The sequence below is a fragment of the Pseudomonas sp. S2_A02 genome, from assembly GCF_054668495.1.
This window is the reverse complement of record NZ_CP162776.1, coordinates 2,158,789-2,173,997: the sequence shown is the minus strand read 5'-3', so window position 1 is coordinate 2,173,997 and position 15,209 is coordinate 2,158,789. Positions and strand designations below refer to the sequence as shown.

Sequence of the window (15,209 nt, the reverse complement as noted above, 5' to 3'; positions counted from 1 at the left end):
TTTGCTGCGTGTGGGAACGATCACATGGGGGCGCAAATCTGCGACAATCCGCCCCCTGCGCCACTAGACGACTTTTGCGTACCTGATGACTGACGAATCGCCTTCAATCGACAAACTGCTGAAAAACCTCGATCACGCCATGCTCGCCGACCGCCACCGGCTGCGGCGGCAGTTGCTTGAGCTGCGCAAGAAACCGGACGAGGCCAAACTGGCCCAGTGGGTGACGCGCACGCAGGCGTCTTGCGATCAGGTGTTGGCGCGGCGCGCCAGCCTGCCGGTGATTCGTTACGACGACAGTTTGCCAATCGCCGCCAAGCGCGACGAAATCAAAGAGGCGCTGCTCAAGCATCAGGTGCTGATCATTGCCGGCGAAACCGGGTCGGGTAAAACCACCCAGTTGCCGAAGATCTGCCTGGAAATCGGTCGCGGCCAGCACGGACTGATCGGCCACACCCAGCCCCGTCGAATCGCCGCGCGCAGCGTAGCGAGCCGGGTTGCTGAAGAATTGGCGACGCCGTTGGGCGCGCTGGTCGGCTATCAGGTGCGGTTCGAGGATCAGAGCGATTTCAACACCCTGATCAAACTGATGACCGACGGCATCCTGCTGGCGGAAACACAGAACGACCGCTACCTCGAACGCTACGACACGATCATCGTCGACGAAGCCCACGAACGCAGCCTGAACATCGACTTCTTGCTCGGTTACCTGAAAACCCTGCTGCCGCGTCGTCCGGACCTGAAAGTCATCATTACTTCGGCGACCATCGACCTGGAGCGTTTTTCCAAGCACTTCGATGATGCGCCGATTGTCGAGGTCTCCGGCCGTACCTTCCCGGTAGAAACCTGGTATCGCCCGCTGACCCTGGAGCAGGACGAGGAGGGCAACCGTGTCGAGGATGACTTGACCGTGGATCAGGCGATCCTCGCCACCCTTGACGAGATCGCCGCGTTCGAACGCAGTGAGCGCAAGAGCCCCGGCGACGTGCTGGTGTTCCTGCCCGGCGAGCGCGAGATTCGCGACGCCGCCGACATGCTGCGCAAGGCCCAACTCAAACACACCGAGATTCTGCCGTTGTACGCGCGGCTGTCGCCGGCCGAGCAGCAGCGGATTTTCCAGTCCCACCCTGGGCGTCGCGTGGTACTGGCGACCAACGTCGCGGAAACCTCGCTGACGGTGCCGGGCATTCGTTACGTGATCGACAGCGGCACCGCGCGCATCAGCCGCTACAGCTACCGCGCCAAGGTTCAGCGCCTGCCCATCGAAGCGGTTTCCCAGGCCAGCGCCAACCAGCGCAAAGGCCGTTGCGGACGGGTCGAACCGGGCATTTGTATCCGCCTCTACAGCGAAGAAGATTTCATCGGCCGCCCGGAATTTACCGACCCGGAAATCCTGCGGACCAACCTCGCAGCAGTCATTCTGCAGATGCTCCATCTGCGCCTCGGCGAGATCACCGATTTCCCGTTTATCGAGCCGCCTGACGGCAAAGCGATCAGCGACGGCTTCAACCTGCTGCAAGAACTCTCGGCGGTGGACCGCAACAGTCAGCTGACGCCGCTTGGTCGCCAACTGGCGCGGTTGCCGGTGGACCCGCGCATGGGCCGCATGCTGCTGGAAGCGGCGAAACTTGGCAGCTTGCAGGAAGTGCTGATCGTCGCCAGCGCCATGTCGATTCAGGACCCGCGCGAACGTCCGCCGGAGCGTCAGCAAGCCGCCGATCAAGCCCACGCCCAGTGGAAAGACGTGGACTCGGACTTCGCCGGGCTGGTTAATCTATGGCGTGGTTTTGAAGAGCAGCGCCAGGCCCTGACGGCCAGTCCGCTGCGCAACTGGTGCCGCAAGAATTTTCTGAATTACCTGCGCCTGCGCGAGTGGCGCGACTCCCATCGTCAGTTGAGCCTGATCTGTCGCGACATGCAGTTGAGCCTCAACAAAGAGCCGGCGGATTACCCGAAACTGCACAAAGCGGTTCTGGTGGGGCTGCTTAGTCAGATCGGCCAGAAGACCGAGGATGGCGACTATCTCGGCGCCCGTCAGCGACGTTTCTGGATACACCCCTCGTCGGGTATCGGCAAGAAACGTCCGCAATGGCTGATGACCGCCGAACTGGTGGAAACCACCAAGCTTTACGCGCGGATGGTCGCCAAGATCGACGCTGACTGGATCGAGCCGCTGGCCGGGCACCTGATCAAGAAAAATCACTTCGAACCCCACTGGGAGAAGAAACGCGGTCAGGTTGTCGCCTTCGAGCAAATCACCCTCTTCGGGCTGATCGTGGTCGGACGGCGGCCAGTGCACTACGGGCCGATCGACCCGGTGGTGTCTCGTGAATTTTTTATTCGCGAAGGTCTGGTGCGCGGCGAGATTCAATCCAAAGCCAAGTGTTTGTCTGCCAATGCACAGTTGTTGGAACAGCTCGACGAACTGGAAGCCAAGGCGCGCCGCCGCGACATCCTCGCCGATGAAGAAACCCTGTTCGCCTTCTACGATGCGCGGTTGCCGGCAGAGATCCACCAGACCGCGACTTTCGACAGTTGGTACCGGGTCAACAGTCAGAAAGACCCACAGCTGCTGATCATGCGCGAAGAAGACGTGCTGGCCCGCGAAGCCAGCGAAGTCACCGCCGCGCATTATCCGGACACCCTGCACATCGGCGATCTGGAACTGGCGCTGAGTTATCACTTCGAGCCCAACCATCCGCGTGATGGCGTGACCTTGCGGGTGCCGGCGCCGTTGTTGCCGATGCTGCCGCCGGAGCGTCTGGAATGGCTGGTGCCGGGCGTGATCGAGGCCAAGTGCATTGCGTTGGTGCGCAACCTGCCCAAGGCCCTGCGCAAGAATTTCGTGCCGGTGCCGGACTTCGTCAAAGCTGCATTGCAGCGCATCACGTTTGCCGAGGGCTCGTTGCCTCTGGCGCTGGGCCGCGAGTTGCTGCGCATGACCGGTGCACGGGTCAGCGATGAAGCCTGGTCCGAAGCCTCGCAGCAGGTCGAAAGCCATTTGCGGATGAACCTGGAAATCGTCGACGGTCAGGGCAAGTTCCTCGGCGAAGGCCGTGACTTGGCCGAGCTGACCGCACGCTTTGCCGAGGCCAGCCAGGCTGCGTTGGCGGTGCCGCAAACGGCGAAGAGCCAACAACCGGTAGAGCCGAAAGTCTTTGCCGCCGTGGCTGAGAAAACCCAGCAGAAAATCGCCGGGCTATCGATGACGGTGTATCCGGCGCTGGTGGAAGAGGGCGGGACAGTCAAGGAAGGTCGATTCTCGACCCCGGCCGAAGCCGAGTTCCAGCATCGCCGGGCCTTGCAGCGCTTGCTGATGCAGCAACTGGCGGAACCGGCGAAGTTCCTGCGCGGCAAGTTGCCGGGGCTGACCGAGTTGGGCCTGATGTATCGCGAACTGGGGCGCATCGACGCGCTGGTCGAAGACATCCTGCTGGCCAGTCTCGACAGCTGCATCCTCGACGGCGAAGACTCATTGCCGCGCGATGGCGCCGGGCTGGCGTCGCTGGCCGAGCGCAAACGCGGCGGCTGGACCGAGCACGCCGAGCGGTTGGCCAAGCTGACGCTGGAGATTCTCAAGCTCTGGCATGGCCTGCAAAAACGCTTCAAGGGCAAGATAGACCTGGCGCAAGCCGTGGCCTTGAACGACATCAAGCAGCAGCTCAGCCATCTGGTGTATCCGGGGTTCGTGCGCGAAACGCCGATGCCGTGGCTCAAGGAACTGCCGCGTTACCTCAAGGCTGTCGAGCAACGTTTCGAAAAGCTCGGCGCTCAGGTGCAGAAAGATCGGGTCTGGAGCGGTGAATTGTCCGGCCTCTGGACGCAATACCAGACCCGCGCCAACAAACACGCCCAGGAAGGCAAGCGCGATCCGCAGCTGGAACTCTATCGCTGGTGGCTGGAGGAATACCGGGTCTCGCTGTTCGCGCAGCAATTGGGGACCAAGGTACCGATCTCCGACAAGCGCCTGAATAAGCAGTGGAGCCAGGTCGAACCATAACCCCTGTGGGAGCGAGCCTGCTCGCGATGAGGCCATCATATTCGACATCTATGTTGAATATTTGGCCGCCATCGCGAGCAGGCTCGCTCCCACATTAAGTGAATCGTTGCTCTTGCAAAAGGCGCCAAATGCCAGCGTTTATGGCAAACTTCGCGCCTATAAACGCCAGCCCCGCGGTTTTGAGCCTTCACGGGCCGGGCGGATCGGAATAAAGCGATGCCAGGTTTGCGTCTGGACCTGGGATAGACCCTTTGTGTGTTGGTACGTCGGTGCCAGCGCTTTCTGCCTGAACGGATTAGAGAAACGACCATGCATAACGTCGTCATCAGCGGCACCGGCCTGTACACCCCGGCCAACAGCATCTCCAACGAAGAGCTGGTGCAGTCTTTCAACGCTTACGTCGCGCTGTTCAACGCCGACAACGCCGAAGCCATCGCGCGCGGCGAAGTCCAGGCATTGACCGAATCCAACGCGGCGTTTATCGAAAAAGCGTCTGGCATCAAAAGCCGCTTTGTCATGGACAAGGACGGCATTCTCGATCCGCAGCGCATGGCACCACGCCTGCCAGAGCGTTCCAACGACGAGTGGTCGGTGCTTTGCCAGATGGCCATCGGTGCGGCCGAACAAGCCTTGCAGCGTGCCGGCAAAACCGCCGCTGACATCGACGGTGTGATTGTCGCCTGCTCCAACCTGCAACGCGCCTACCCAGCCATCGCCATCGAAGTTCAGGAAGCACTGGGCATTCAGGGTTTCGGTTTCGACATGAACGTCGCCTGCTCCTCGGCGACCTTCGGCATCCAGGCTGCGGCCAATAGCGTGCAACTGGGCCAGGCCCGGGCGATCCTGATGGTCAACCCGGAAGTCTGCACCGGCCACCTGAATTTCCGTGACCGCGACAGCCACTTCATCTTCGGCGACGCCGCCACGGCGGTGATCATCGAACGTGCCGATCTCGCGACGTCCAAGTATCAGTTCGACGTGGTCAGCACCAAACTGCTGACCAAATTCTCCAACAACATCCGCAACAACTTCGGTTTCCTCAACCGCGCCGCGGAAGAGGGTATCGGTGCTCCCGACAAGCTGTTCGTCCAGGAAGGCCGCAAGGTGTTCCGCGATGTCTGCCCGATGGTCGCCGAGCTGATCGCCACGCACCTGGAAGAAAACCAGCTCAACGTCAGCGACGTGAAGCGTTTCTGGCTGCATCAGGCCAACCTCAGCATGAACCACTTGATCGTCAAGAAGCTGCTGGGCCGCGAAGCCACCGAGGAAGAAGCCCCGGTGATTCTCGACACCTATGCCAACACCAGTTCCGCCGGTTCGGTGATTGCGTTTCACAAAAATCAGGACGATCTGGTCAGTGGTTCGCTGGCTGTGCTCAGCTCGTTCGGCGCTGGCTACTCGATAGGTAGCGTGATTCTGCGCAAGCGCTGAGTTCGCCTGATCGTGGCGAGGGGGCCTGCCCCGCTTTTCGTAGGAGCCAGGCTTGCCGGCGAAGGCGTTCTTCAGGGCGCCTTCGCCGGCAAGCCTGGCTCCTACACTGACGTTGGGGCAAGCCCCTCGCCACAATACCGATGGTTCTGAAACGAGGTTTGCATGGCCGCAGCTGACGACACCCTGTTGCTCGAACGCTTGCTGGCAGGCGAGCAGAAGGCTTTCAAGGAACTGGTCAGCTCCTACCAAAGCGCCATGCGCGCGGTGGCCTATGCCATTGTCGGCAACCGACATGCCGACGAGGTGGTACAGGATGCCTGGCTGTCAGTGGTGCGCAATCTCGGCGGGTTCGAGGGGCGTTCGAGCCTCAAGACCTGGCTGCTGACCATCACCGCCAATTCGGCCAAGAGCCGCTACAAGCAGAACCGCCGGGAAGTACTGCTCGATGACCTGCCGTCGCCTCATGGCACGATTGATGACGATCGTTTTTCACCCAGTGATGGTCATTGGCTGGTGGCGCCGTACGTTTGGCATCAAGACACGCCAGAGGCGCTATTGACCGAAGACGAACTGCGCGAATGCCTGGAACACACGTTGCTCAGCCTGTCAGAACTGCAAAGCAGTGTTTTATTGTTGCGCGAGCGACAGGGATTGGAGCTGGAGGAGATCTGTAATCTTCTGGAGATCTCGCTCTCCAATGTTCGTGTGCTGCTGCATCGGGCACGGTTGAAGGTCTTTGCGACCGTGGAGCATTTTGAGGAAACCGGCGAATGTTGACCTGCAAGGAACAAGTGGCGCGTTCCAGTGATTATCTCGATGGCCAGTTGAGTTTTCGCGAGCGACTGATGATGCGGCATCATTTGATGTTTTGCCCCAATTGCCGACGGTTCATTCGGCAGATGCGCTTGATGCAGGCGACCTTGCGGGTGATGCCGCAGAAGCCGGTCGAGGATGTCGAGGCGCTGGCCGAGCGGCTGGCGGCGCAGCGGCGTAAAGATCGTTCCTGAAGGAAAACACAGGCCGGCGCGGGTGAAACGAACGGATGATGGGGATCGTTGCCCCGCGCCAGACTGTTGAACCTCTTCAAACGATACGACCGGATGTAAAGCGTATCGTTTGAAGTGTGTTGCTTCGCTGCTTAGAACTTCGCTTCCGCGTCCAGTTGCAGCGTGTTGGCGTCGGCATCGCGCTGGGTACGGCTGGCGAAGTCGGCTTTGGTCAGGAAGTAAGTGGCACCGATAGCGAAGTTCTTGTCGATGTCGTAACCAACCTTGAGCTTGTGACCGCGAGAACCGGTGGTGCCGTTGGCGAAGTCCGAGTCGGTGAAGGCGCCGACCACGGCGTTACGCTGCACGTCGCGGTAGTTGTAGTCGAGGTTGAAACCGAAGACTTTCGACTTGGCACCGAGCAACCAGGCGGTGTCCTGATCGGTCACGGCGTCGTTGTTCTTCACGTATTGGCCGTAGAACGACAGCGGCATCGGCAGGCCGCCGATATCGATCTGGCTGAAACCTTCGTACAGGCGGAACTCGTTGTCGGCCGAGTTGCCGTTGACGGCCAGGGCGCACGGCGTGGATGTGCCGGTGCAACGGCTGTCTTCGTCGTTCTGGTAGGCATAGACGCTGCCGCCGATAGTCAGTTTCAGGTTGTCGGTGATGGCGAAACGGCTGCCCAACTGGCCTGCGGTCAGACGCAAGTCGTGACGAAATTGCACGCCTTCGCCGTCGACGTTGTCCTTGAGGTTGTAGTTGCCCAGGCTACCGAACAGTTCGGCGCTGCTGCCCAGCGGGTATTTGTAGGTCACTGCCAGACCTTCCGGGTTGATGTCGCTGTCCCAGATCACATCCCCCATGCTGACCCACGGTTGCAGCATCTTGCCGCCGATCACATGCAGGTTTTTGATGGCGTCCGGGTGGTAGTCGATGTAGCCCAGATCCAGCCAGATCTGCTTCTTGTCGAAGTAATTGTCCATGTCCTGGTTGGTCGAACGAGCATCGTCGCCGCCACCGGTGGCGATGCGGATGCCGGTGTCCACTTGCGGGTTGATTTCGCTGTAGGCACCCAGACGGGCACGGATGCGTTGACGGTCCTTGTCGCGGCCACCGTTGTTGGGTTCGCCGTCGATCTTGACCGTTTCCTGGCGCACGCGAACGTCGCCCTTGAATTGGGTCTTGGCGGCCCAGGCCAGTTTCTGGTCGAAGGCGCTCAGCTCGTTGGCTTTCTTCGCGGCGACCGCTACTTGTTCGTTGGTCTCTTGCTGCGCCTGCTGCGCGATTTGCTGGGCCTTCTGATCCTTGGCCAGTTCGGTTTGGAGTTCAACGTACTGCGCCTGGGAAATAGAACCGTTAGCCTTGAGCATGTCGAGCAGTTTGGCGTCGACTGCGGCACTGGCCGGAACACTCATGGCCAGCAACAGGCCACCGCACAAGGCCGCCGCAGTTTTCGTGGAAGCAAGACGCATAGCAATCTCCGAAGATGAGAGGGATGGCTGAACCACCCTGGACACAACCGACGGTTGAAGGTCGGAAAACAGTGGCCGGGTAGAACCCGGCGCTCTAAAAACAGGCGCCAGTATCGCGATGGTTTATGACAGGGCAGTGGCAAAGTGATGGCAGGTCGATGACGATACAAAGGTTTACGAAATGCCCGATTCAGAGCCTTGCATCGGATTGACGCGTGTGGATTACCCGGCGATCGGCGATACTCGCGGGGCTGTCACGCCAAGAGGTGGAGAGGAAAATGCCGCTGCAACGTCTGCACACACTGTCGGAAATCGCATCCCGTACCTGGGACGCCCTAGTGCCGGAAAATCAGCCGTTTTTGCGCCATGCCTTTCTGAGTGCACTGGAAGACAGCGGCAGCCTCGGCCCGCATTCCGGCTGGCAGCCCGAGCATTTGCTGCATATCGAAGGCGATCGCCTGATCGCAGCGTTGCCCAGTTACCGCAAATGGCATTCCTACGGCGAGTACGTGTTCGACCACGCCTGGGCCGATGCCTGTGAGCGTGCCGGCATCGACTACTACCCCAAGTTGTTGACGGCGGTGCCGTTCAGCCCGGTCAGCGGGCCGCGATTGCTGGCGGCGACGATCGAGGACGGTTTCGAGCTCCTGCAGAGCCTGCCGGGTTATCTGGAGATCGAAGGACTTTCCAGCGCCCATATCAACTTTACCGATCCATTCACCAACGCGGCATTGGCCGAACAGCCAGGCTGGTTGCAGCGCATTGGCTGTCAGTACCACTGGCAGAACCGCGGTTATCGGGATTTTCAGGACTTCCTCGACGCCCTCAGTTCGCGTAAGCGCAAGCAAATGCGCAAGGAGCGTGAGCAAGTGGCGGGGCAGGGCATCGATTTCGAATGGCTGGAAGGACGACAACTGGATCAGGCGCAGTGGGACTTTGTGTATGCCTGCTATGCCAATACCTACGCGGTGCGTCGACAAACGCCGTACCTGACGCGGGAGTTTTTCAGTCTGCTGGCCGAGCGCATGCCGGAATCGATTCGTGTGGTTTTGGCTAAACAAGGCTCACGACCGGTGGCCATGGCCTTCAGTCTGGTCGGTGGCGACAGTTTTTATGGTCGTTACTGGGGCTGCCTGGCGGAGTTCGATCGCCTGCATTTCGAGACCTGTTTCTATCAGGGCATGGATTACGCGATTGCCAATGGTTTTCAACGTTTCGACGCTGGGGCTCAGGGCGAGCACAAGTTGATTCGCGGCTTTGAGCCGGTGATCACCCATTCCTGGCATTACCTGCGCCACCCGGGCTTGAAGTCGGCGGTGAAAGACTTCCTTGAGCGTGAGCGGGTCGGAGTCATGGGCTATGCAGAAGAAGCGAAGACCGCCTTGCCCTACCGACAAGGCTGATCTTCGCGTTATCTCCCTTGTTAGCTGTCCTCTTTACCGAGCCAGCGATACATCACGCCGCCGATGACCGCACCCAGAATCGGCGCCAGCCAGAACAGCCACAGTTGTTGAATCGCCCAACCCCCGACAATCAGCGCCGGGCCCGTACTGCGGGCCGGGTTGACCGAGGTGTTGGTGACCGGAATCGAGATCAGGTGGATCAGGGTCAGCGCCAGGCCGATGGCGATGGGCGCCAGTCCGGCCGGGGCGCGTTTGTCGGTGGCGCCGAGAATGATCAGGATGAACATTGCGGTCATCACCAGTTCACTGACAAACCCCGCCGCCATCGAGTAGCCGCCGGGCGAGTGTTCGCCGTAGCCATTGGATGCAAGGCCGCTGGCCAGTTCGAAGCCGGGTTTTCCGCTGGCGATGAAGTACAGCAGAGCCGCTGCGATGATCGCGCCAATCACTTGGGCGATGATGTAGGCGGGCAGTTCTTTGGCAGGGAATCGTCCGCCGACCACCAGCCCGACCGAAACCGCGGGGTTGAGATGGCAGCCCGAAATGTGGCCGATAGCGAAGGCCATCGTCAGCACCGTCAAGCCGAATGCCAGGGACACCCCCAGCAAACCGATCCCCACGTCTGGAAACGCCGCCGCCAGGACCGCACTGCCGCACCCCCTAACACCAACCAGAACGTCCCCACCAATTCTGTAGCCGAGCGTTTGAACAAAGACATAGCGAATTTCCCTGTCGAGATAACACTGTCGTTGTGCATCCAGCAGATGGACTACAGAACCATCTCCAGTACCCTGGCTGAGTACAGCAGGGTTTTTACGAAATTCCAGTAACCATAAAAACCGCCAGAGCCTGTGTTTGAAAGGGCTGTGGCGGTTCGCCGATCTAATGTGGGAGCGGGCTTGCTCGCGAAGGCAGTCTGTCATCCAACATTGATGTTGAGTGTGATGGCCCTTTCGCGAGCAAGCCCGCTCCCACATTGAATGGTGGTGTCAGGTGCTCAGTAGAGACTGTCCCGCACTCTCACCGGTGCTTCCCGGTCATACGCCTCGGCATCGAACTGCCCATCGTTCAGGCGCTTGTGAAACGCCCCGGCAGTCGGCAGCGCAGAGCGTTCGAGGTGTTTCTGCGGGTTCCACAAATCCGAGCGCACAATCGCTTTCGAACAGTGGAAATACGCCGCTTCCACCGTCACCAGCATCACCGTGCGTGCCGGTTTGCCGTTGACTGCAAAACTCTCCAGCAACTCGGGCTCGGCGCTGATCTGCGCCGTGCCGTTGACCCGTAATGTCTCGCCGATCCCCGGAATGATGAACAGTAGCGATACCCGCGAGTCGAGCACGACATTGCGCAGCGTGTCGATGCGGTTGTTGCCCGGTCGATCCGGAATCGCCAGCGTGCGTTCATCGATGATCCGCACGAAACCCGGCGTATCGCCGCGTGGCGAGCCGTCCATGCCGTCGGGGCCGACCGAGCTGATAATCACCAGTGGCGAGGCGCGGACCATCGCTTGATAGTCCTCGTTCAGAAACGGGATCTGCTTGCGCACCGCGCGGTCATGGGGCAGGCCGTAGATCGCTTCCAGCGCTTCGATTGAATTCAACATCGTTCATCCCTCTACGAATCAGAAAACCAGCCCCATCCGCCGTTCGTAACCGATCCGGCCTTTGTACGCTTCGCCGCTGTCGACAAAGCCAAACTTGGCATACAGCGCGATGGCCGACTCATTGTCCGCATCCACCGACAACTCCAGTCCTTTGATTTCCGGCCAGGCCTGGCGCGCAACCTCGGGCAGGGCTTGCAGGCAGGCTTTGCCATAGCCTTTGCCCTGGGCGCGGCGATCGACTTGCAGGGCGTGCAGGGTGGCGCTGTGTTCATCGGCCCAGGCCGGTAGCACCGGCGGGCGCTTGAGCAGCAGGAAAGCCACCGGAGCATCCTCCACCAGTAGCGCAAAGCCTTTGACGCCAGGGCCAGGCTTGGACAGCAAGGTGTGCAACGCACCGTGAATGTCGCCGGAGAATTTGACTTGTTCGGCGTGGATTTCGATAGCCTCGACCTGTTGGCGCTGCAGGGCGTTCAGGTTTTCGTAAGGCACGAGTCGGGCAGTCACTGGAGTGTCCTTTTTCCAACGGAAATGAGCCTCGGATTCTAGCGAATTTGCACCCATGGATTATTTTTATTTCGGTTGTCGATTTGGCTTTTCGCCAGACGACTAAGGGTGTCTTCAACAAAAAACACGGAGAAACCATCATGAATGCTCAGACACAAATCCATAACCTGATCGAGAACTATCGCCAGGCGGTCATCGCCAAGGACGTGGAAAAGGTCATGGCCCTGTACGCCGACGACATCGTCTCCTTCGATGCTGTCAAAGCCCTGCAATTCAAGGGCAAGGCGGCCTACCGTGCGCATTGGCAGGAATGCATGGAAATGTGCCCCGGCCCGCACATTTTCGAGTTCCACGAGATCGACATCGTGCCGTCGCAGGAGATCGCTTTCGCTCACTGGCTGGCGCATTGCGGCGGCACCAATGAGAAGGGTGAAACCCAGACCTGCTGGATGCGCGTCACCGCCTGCTACCGTCAGGAAGCGGGGCTGTGGCAGATCGTTCACGAGCACTGGTCGGCACCGTTCGACATGACGAGCGGCGCGGCGCTGTTCAACCTCGAACCCTGATCGTCTAGCCTGATTCGTCGGGCTGTTTATCGGAAAGCAACGCCAAAGCACCCATCTGCAGCCATAGTTGATCAGTTCGATCAGGGCAGAGCTCCAAGAGATGGAGAGCCCCAAAGAATGGAGAGTCCTCATGAAGTATTTATGCCTGGTCTACAGCAACGAGCACGAGTTGCACTCGCTGCCCGAAAGCCCCAATGACGCCGAGTGCATGGCCTACAGTGAGTCGATTCAGGGCAGCGGCCGGATGATCGCCGCCGAAGCGCTGGAGTCGGTGCAGACCGCGACCACCGTGCGCATGCGCAACGGTAAAATGTCGGTCACCGATGGCCCGTTTGCTGAAACCAAGGAGCAGTTGGCCGGCTTCTACCTGATCGATGCCAAGGACCTCAATGAAGCCATCCAGGTCGCCGGCAACATCCCGGCGGCCCGGGTCGGCTGTGTCGAGGTACGGCCCATTCGCCAGTTGAATCCCTGAATAACAATCACAACAGGAGTTCTTTCATGAGTCCGCAATCCGTCCAGCGAAAACCGGCCGAATTCGAGCTGTCCATCAGTCGCCTGATCGATGCGCCGCGCAGCAAAATCTTCCGCGCCTGGACCGAGCCCGCGCTGCTCGCCCAATGGTGGGGGCCTCACGGCATGACCACTCCGGAGTGCGAAATGGACCTGTGGGTGGGCGGTCAGTTTCGCACCCTGATGCGGGCGCCAGATGGCTCCGAGTACCCGACCATGGGCGTGTTTCTGGAGATCGTCGCCCCGGAGCGCCTGGTGTTCACCGACGCTTTCCTTCCTGGTTGGATTCCCTCCGGCAAGCCGTTCATGACCGCCGAAGTGACGCTCGAAGACCGCGACGGCAAAACCCTCTATACCGCTCGCGCCATGCACTGGAGCGAAGAAGATCGTCAGGCACACGAGGCCATGGGGTTTCATGACGGTTGGGGGCAAAGCCTCGATCGGCTGGAGATGCTGGTGACTGAAGGCATGCCGGACTGATGCCTGGCGAGTCAGTACGGGCGCGAGTCGAGCAGGTCTACCGCGAAGACTCGCGGCGGATTCTGGCGACCCTGATCCGTCTGCTCGGCGATTTCGACCTCGCCGAAGAAGCGCTGCACGAGGCGTTCTTCGTCGCGGTCGAGCGCTGGCAGCGTGACGGTGTGCCGGACAATCCGCGTACATGGCTGGTGTCCACCGGGCGCTTCAAGGCTATTGATGTGTTGCGCCGGCGTGCGCGTTTTAACGCGTCCCGGCCGATGTTGATCGCTCAACTGGAAGAGCTGGAGCAGGCTGACTGGAGTGATGAAGATGTGGAAGACGATCGCTTGCGGCTGATCTTCACCTGTTGTCACCCGGCACTGGCAGCGGACGCTCAAGTGCCGCTGACCCTGCGTGAAGTCTGCGACCTGACCACGGAAGAAATTGCCCGGGCCTTTCTCGCGGCACCGGCCACTATTGCCCAGCGTATCGTGCGGGCCAAGGCCAAGATTCGAGACGCGAAAATCCCTTATCAGGTGCCCACCCTGACAGAACTGCCTGAGCGTCTCGACAGCGTATTGCGGGTTATTTACTTGGTGTTCAACGAAGGCTACTCGGCGTCTATCGGCAACGAATTGACCCGCGAAGACCTGACGCGAGAAGCGATTCGTCTCGGTCGGTTGTTGATGGAATTGCTACCCGAACCGGAAGTGATGGGGCTGTTGGCGCTGATGCTGTTGCATGAGTCCCGGCGCCCGGCCAGGACTTCGCCCGACGGTGAGCTGATCGTGCTGGACGAACAGGATCGCTCGTTGTGGAATGCCGAGCTGATTGCCGAAGGCTGTGCATTGGTGGAGCGGGCGCTGACGACAGGGCGCTTCGGGCCTTATTGTCTGCAAGCGGCGATTGCGGCGGTGCATGCCGAAGCGTCCACGGCGGCGGAAACGGACTGGCTGCAGATTGTCGGCCTGTATGACGTGCTGCTGCGGGCTGTGCCGTCACCGGTGATTGAACTGAACCGTGCGGCGGCGCTGGCCAAGCGAGATGGCCCGTTGGCCGGGTTGATGTTGATCGAAGGGATTCTGGCGCGGGGAGAATTGCTCGATTACCACCTGGCGCACTCGGCACGGGCAGAGTTTTACCGGCAGTTGGGAAGGGTGGATGAGGCCCGGGCGGCGTATGAGCGGGCGCTGAAATTGACGCAGCAACTGCCGGAGCGGCGGTTTATCGAGGGGCGGCTCAAGGCGTTGGAGTGATCATGGATGTGTGGCGCGGCGGCTGGCCTCTTCGCGAGCAAGCCCGCTCCCACAGTGGTTTTGTGTCGGATACATATTCTGCGTACACCGACGATCAAATGTGGGAGCGGGCTTGCTCGCGAATGGCAGCACCGCTATTCCAGCATCTTGCCAAGCAACCAACTCCCCGCCGGCCCCGGCGGATGCAGCCGCGACCACAGCGCATCGACGTACACCGCTTTCGGCCAGCCGCGCACATTCAATTCCACCAACAAGCCAGCCCCGAACCGCCCCACCAACCAACGGGGCAACGGCGCCCAGCCGAATCCGCCCTGGGCCATTTCCAGCAGCATCAGGTAACTCGGCGCCGACCAGACACGCCCCTTCGCCCGGCTTTCATACGGATTGACGATCGTCGCCAGACGCAACTCGCGGTGCTGTTGCAGCACGTCCTGATCGATGCCCTTCAGCTTCGCCAACGGGTGAGCGTGGGACACGAACAGGGCGATTTCCGTGCGCTCGTCCACCGTTGAACTGACCAGGTCTGGTGGGTAGCTGTCCTGCATCTCGGCGAAGGCGACATGCGCTCGGCCACGTTGCACGAGTGCCACCAGGTCATCGCATTCGGCGATCAGGCATTCAAGTTCCAGGTCTGGATAACGCTGCTCGAAAGCACTGAGCGCCGCTTCAAAACGGTCGGACTGATAGGTGTCGGATATCGCCACGGTCAGCTTCGGCTCGACGCCTTGGGACAGTTGGCTGGCGGTCATTTCCAGACGGCTGGTGGCGGCCAGAATCTCCTCGGCCCGCTGCAACATGACGTGCCCGGCCGGGGTCAGGCTTGGCTTGCGGCTGCTGCGGTCGAACAGGGCAAGATTCAGGTCGATTTCCAGGCTGGCCACTGCGGCGCTGATAGTCGACTGACTGCGACCGAGCTTGCGCGCCGCTGCGGAAAACGAGCCTTGAGTCGCCGCCTGGACAAACGCCAGTAGCACTTCGTGGGAAGCCATGAACTATCGCCTTGATCGATGGTTATT

General features: G+C 60.3%; 13 protein-coding genes and 1 pseudogene. 9 read left to right on the top strand and 5 right to left on the bottom strand.

Annotated features, from left to right (window positions below):
- Positions 1–85: 85 nt before the first annotated feature.
- The 4 genes from hrpA (at position 86) to AB4O41_RS09920 (ending at position 6,435) form a co-directional block, all read left to right on the top strand.
- The gene (gene hrpA, locus AB4O41_RS09935; protein ID WP_460147569.1) at positions 86–3,997 is read left to right on the top strand and encodes an ATP-dependent RNA helicase HrpA; all 3,912 of its coding nucleotides are present in this window, start codon (positions 86–88) and stop codon (positions 3,995–3,997) included.
- A 309-nt stretch (positions 3,998–4,306) separates the two neighbouring features.
- Complete coding sequence (locus AB4O41_RS09930) at positions 4,307–5,428, top strand: beta-ketoacyl-ACP synthase III (RefSeq protein WP_460147567.1); 1,122 nt, start codon at positions 4,307–4,309, stop codon at positions 5,426–5,428.
- A gap of 162 nt (positions 5,429–5,590) precedes the next feature.
- Positions 5,591–6,205: an RNA polymerase sigma factor gene (locus AB4O41_RS09925; protein WP_460147565.1), complete on the top strand. Its 615-nt coding sequence runs from the start codon at positions 5,591–5,593 to the stop codon at positions 6,203–6,205.
- On the top strand, positions 6,199–6,435 hold the full coding sequence (locus AB4O41_RS09920; RefSeq protein WP_007934080.1) for an anti-sigma factor family protein: 237 nt from the start codon (positions 6,199–6,201) through the stop codon (positions 6,433–6,435). Before AB4O41_RS09925 ends, AB4O41_RS09920 begins: the two co-directional genes overlap by 7 nt.
- A gap of 131 nt (positions 6,436–6,566) precedes the next feature.
- Here the strand turns inward: AB4O41_RS09920 and AB4O41_RS09915 are convergent, their stop codons facing one another.
- Positions 6,567–7,889, bottom strand: a complete 1,323-nt coding sequence (locus tag AB4O41_RS09915) for a putative porin (RefSeq protein ID WP_460147563.1) — start codon at positions 7,887–7,889, stop codon at positions 6,567–6,569.
- 278 nt (positions 7,890–8,167) lie between these two features.
- On the opposite strand from AB4O41_RS09915, the gene AB4O41_RS09910 reads away from it, so the two are divergent.
- Positions 8,168–9,292: a GNAT family N-acetyltransferase gene (locus tag AB4O41_RS09910; protein ID WP_460147562.1), complete on the top strand. Its 1,125-nt coding sequence runs from the start codon at positions 8,168–8,170 to the stop codon at positions 9,290–9,292.
- A gap of 20 nt (positions 9,293–9,312) precedes the next feature.
- Here the strand turns inward: AB4O41_RS09910 and aqpZ are convergent.
- From aqpZ to AB4O41_RS09895, 3 genes and pseudogenes are all read right to left on the bottom strand, one after another.
- Positions 9,313–10,010: pseudogene (gene aqpZ, locus AB4O41_RS09905) on the bottom strand (aquaporin Z).
- 279 nt (positions 10,011–10,289) lie between these two features.
- Positions 10,290–10,895, bottom strand: coding sequence for a pyridoxamine 5'-phosphate oxidase family protein (locus AB4O41_RS09900; RefSeq protein WP_460147560.1), 606 nt, complete (start codon positions 10,893–10,895; stop codon positions 10,290–10,292).
- A gap of 18 nt (positions 10,896–10,913) precedes the next feature.
- Positions 10,914–11,399 carry a GNAT family N-acetyltransferase gene (locus tag AB4O41_RS09895; RefSeq protein ID WP_460147558.1) on the bottom strand — a complete coding sequence of 162 codons (486 nt, stop codon included), beginning with the start codon at positions 11,397–11,399 and terminating at the stop codon, positions 10,914–10,916.
- 140 nt (positions 11,400–11,539) lie between these two features.
- On the opposite strand from AB4O41_RS09895, the gene AB4O41_RS09890 reads away from it, so the two are divergent.
- The 4 genes from AB4O41_RS09890 to AB4O41_RS09875 all read left to right on the top strand — a co-directional run bounded on the left by AB4O41_RS09890 (position 11,540) and on the right by AB4O41_RS09875 (position 14,193).
- The gene (locus AB4O41_RS09890) at positions 11,540–11,965 is read left to right on the top strand and encodes a YybH family protein (protein ID WP_460147556.1); all 426 of its coding nucleotides are present in this window, start codon (positions 11,540–11,542) and stop codon (positions 11,963–11,965) included.
- A gap of 130 nt (positions 11,966–12,095) precedes the next feature.
- The gene (locus AB4O41_RS09885; protein ID WP_460147554.1) at positions 12,096–12,440 is read left to right on the top strand and encodes a YciI family protein; all 345 of its coding nucleotides are present in this window, start codon (positions 12,096–12,098) and stop codon (positions 12,438–12,440) included.
- 26 nt (positions 12,441–12,466) lie between these two features.
- On the top strand, positions 12,467–12,958 hold the full coding sequence (locus tag AB4O41_RS09880) for an SRPBCC family protein (protein WP_460147553.1): 492 nt from the start codon (positions 12,467–12,469) through the stop codon (positions 12,956–12,958).
- Positions 12,958–14,193, top strand: a complete 1,236-nt coding sequence (locus AB4O41_RS09875) for an RNA polymerase sigma factor (RefSeq protein WP_460147551.1) — start codon at positions 12,958–12,960, stop codon at positions 14,191–14,193. The genes AB4O41_RS09880 and AB4O41_RS09875 overlap by 1 nt, the downstream gene beginning before the upstream one ends.
- A gap of 134 nt (positions 14,194–14,327) precedes the next feature.
- On the opposite strand, the gene AB4O41_RS09870 is transcribed toward AB4O41_RS09875, so the two are convergent.
- Positions 14,328–15,182: a LysR family transcriptional regulator gene (locus AB4O41_RS09870; RefSeq protein ID WP_460147549.1), complete on the bottom strand. Its 855-nt coding sequence runs from the start codon at positions 15,180–15,182 to the stop codon at positions 14,328–14,330.
- Positions 15,183–15,209 lie beyond the last annotated feature (27 nt).

What these genes read in the sequence shown, in the direction of transcription:
- hrpA (WP_460147569.1), top strand. Translation starts at nt 86, where the DNA reads ATGACTGACGAATCGCCTTCAATCGACAAACTGCTGAAAAACCTCGAT.
- AB4O41_RS09920 (WP_007934080.1), top strand. Translation starts at nt 6,199, where the DNA reads ATGTTGACCTGCAAGGAACAAGTGGCGCGTTCCAGTGATTATCTCGAT.
- AB4O41_RS09925 (WP_460147565.1), top strand. Translation starts at nt 5,591, where the DNA reads ATGGCCGCAGCTGACGACACCCTGTTGCTCGAACGCTTGCTGGCAGGC.
- AB4O41_RS09915 (WP_460147563.1), bottom strand. Translation starts at nt 7,889, where the DNA reads ATGCGTCTTGCTTCCACGAAAACTGCGGCGGCCTTGTGCGGTGGCCTG.
- AB4O41_RS09930 (WP_460147567.1), top strand. Translation starts at nt 4,307, where the DNA reads ATGCATAACGTCGTCATCAGCGGCACCGGCCTGTACACCCCGGCCAAC.
- AB4O41_RS09885 (WP_460147554.1), top strand. Translation starts at nt 12,096, where the DNA reads ATGAAGTATTTATGCCTGGTCTACAGCAACGAGCACGAGTTGCACTCG.
- AB4O41_RS09910 (WP_460147562.1), top strand. Translation starts at nt 8,168, where the DNA reads ATGCCGCTGCAACGTCTGCACACACTGTCGGAAATCGCATCCCGTACC.
- AB4O41_RS09870 (WP_460147549.1), bottom strand. Translation starts at nt 15,182, where the DNA reads ATGGCTTCCCACGAAGTGCTACTGGCGTTTGTCCAGGCGGCGACTCAA.
- AB4O41_RS09890 (WP_460147556.1), top strand. Translation starts at nt 11,540, where the DNA reads ATGAATGCTCAGACACAAATCCATAACCTGATCGAGAACTATCGCCAG.
- AB4O41_RS09875 (WP_460147551.1), top strand. Translation starts at nt 12,958, where the DNA reads ATGCCTGGCGAGTCAGTACGGGCGCGAGTCGAGCAGGTCTACCGCGAA.
- AB4O41_RS09900 (WP_460147560.1), bottom strand. Translation starts at nt 10,895, where the DNA reads ATGTTGAATTCAATCGAAGCGCTGGAAGCGATCTACGGCCTGCCCCAT.
- AB4O41_RS09880 (WP_460147553.1), top strand. Translation starts at nt 12,467, where the DNA reads ATGAGTCCGCAATCCGTCCAGCGAAAACCGGCCGAATTCGAGCTGTCC.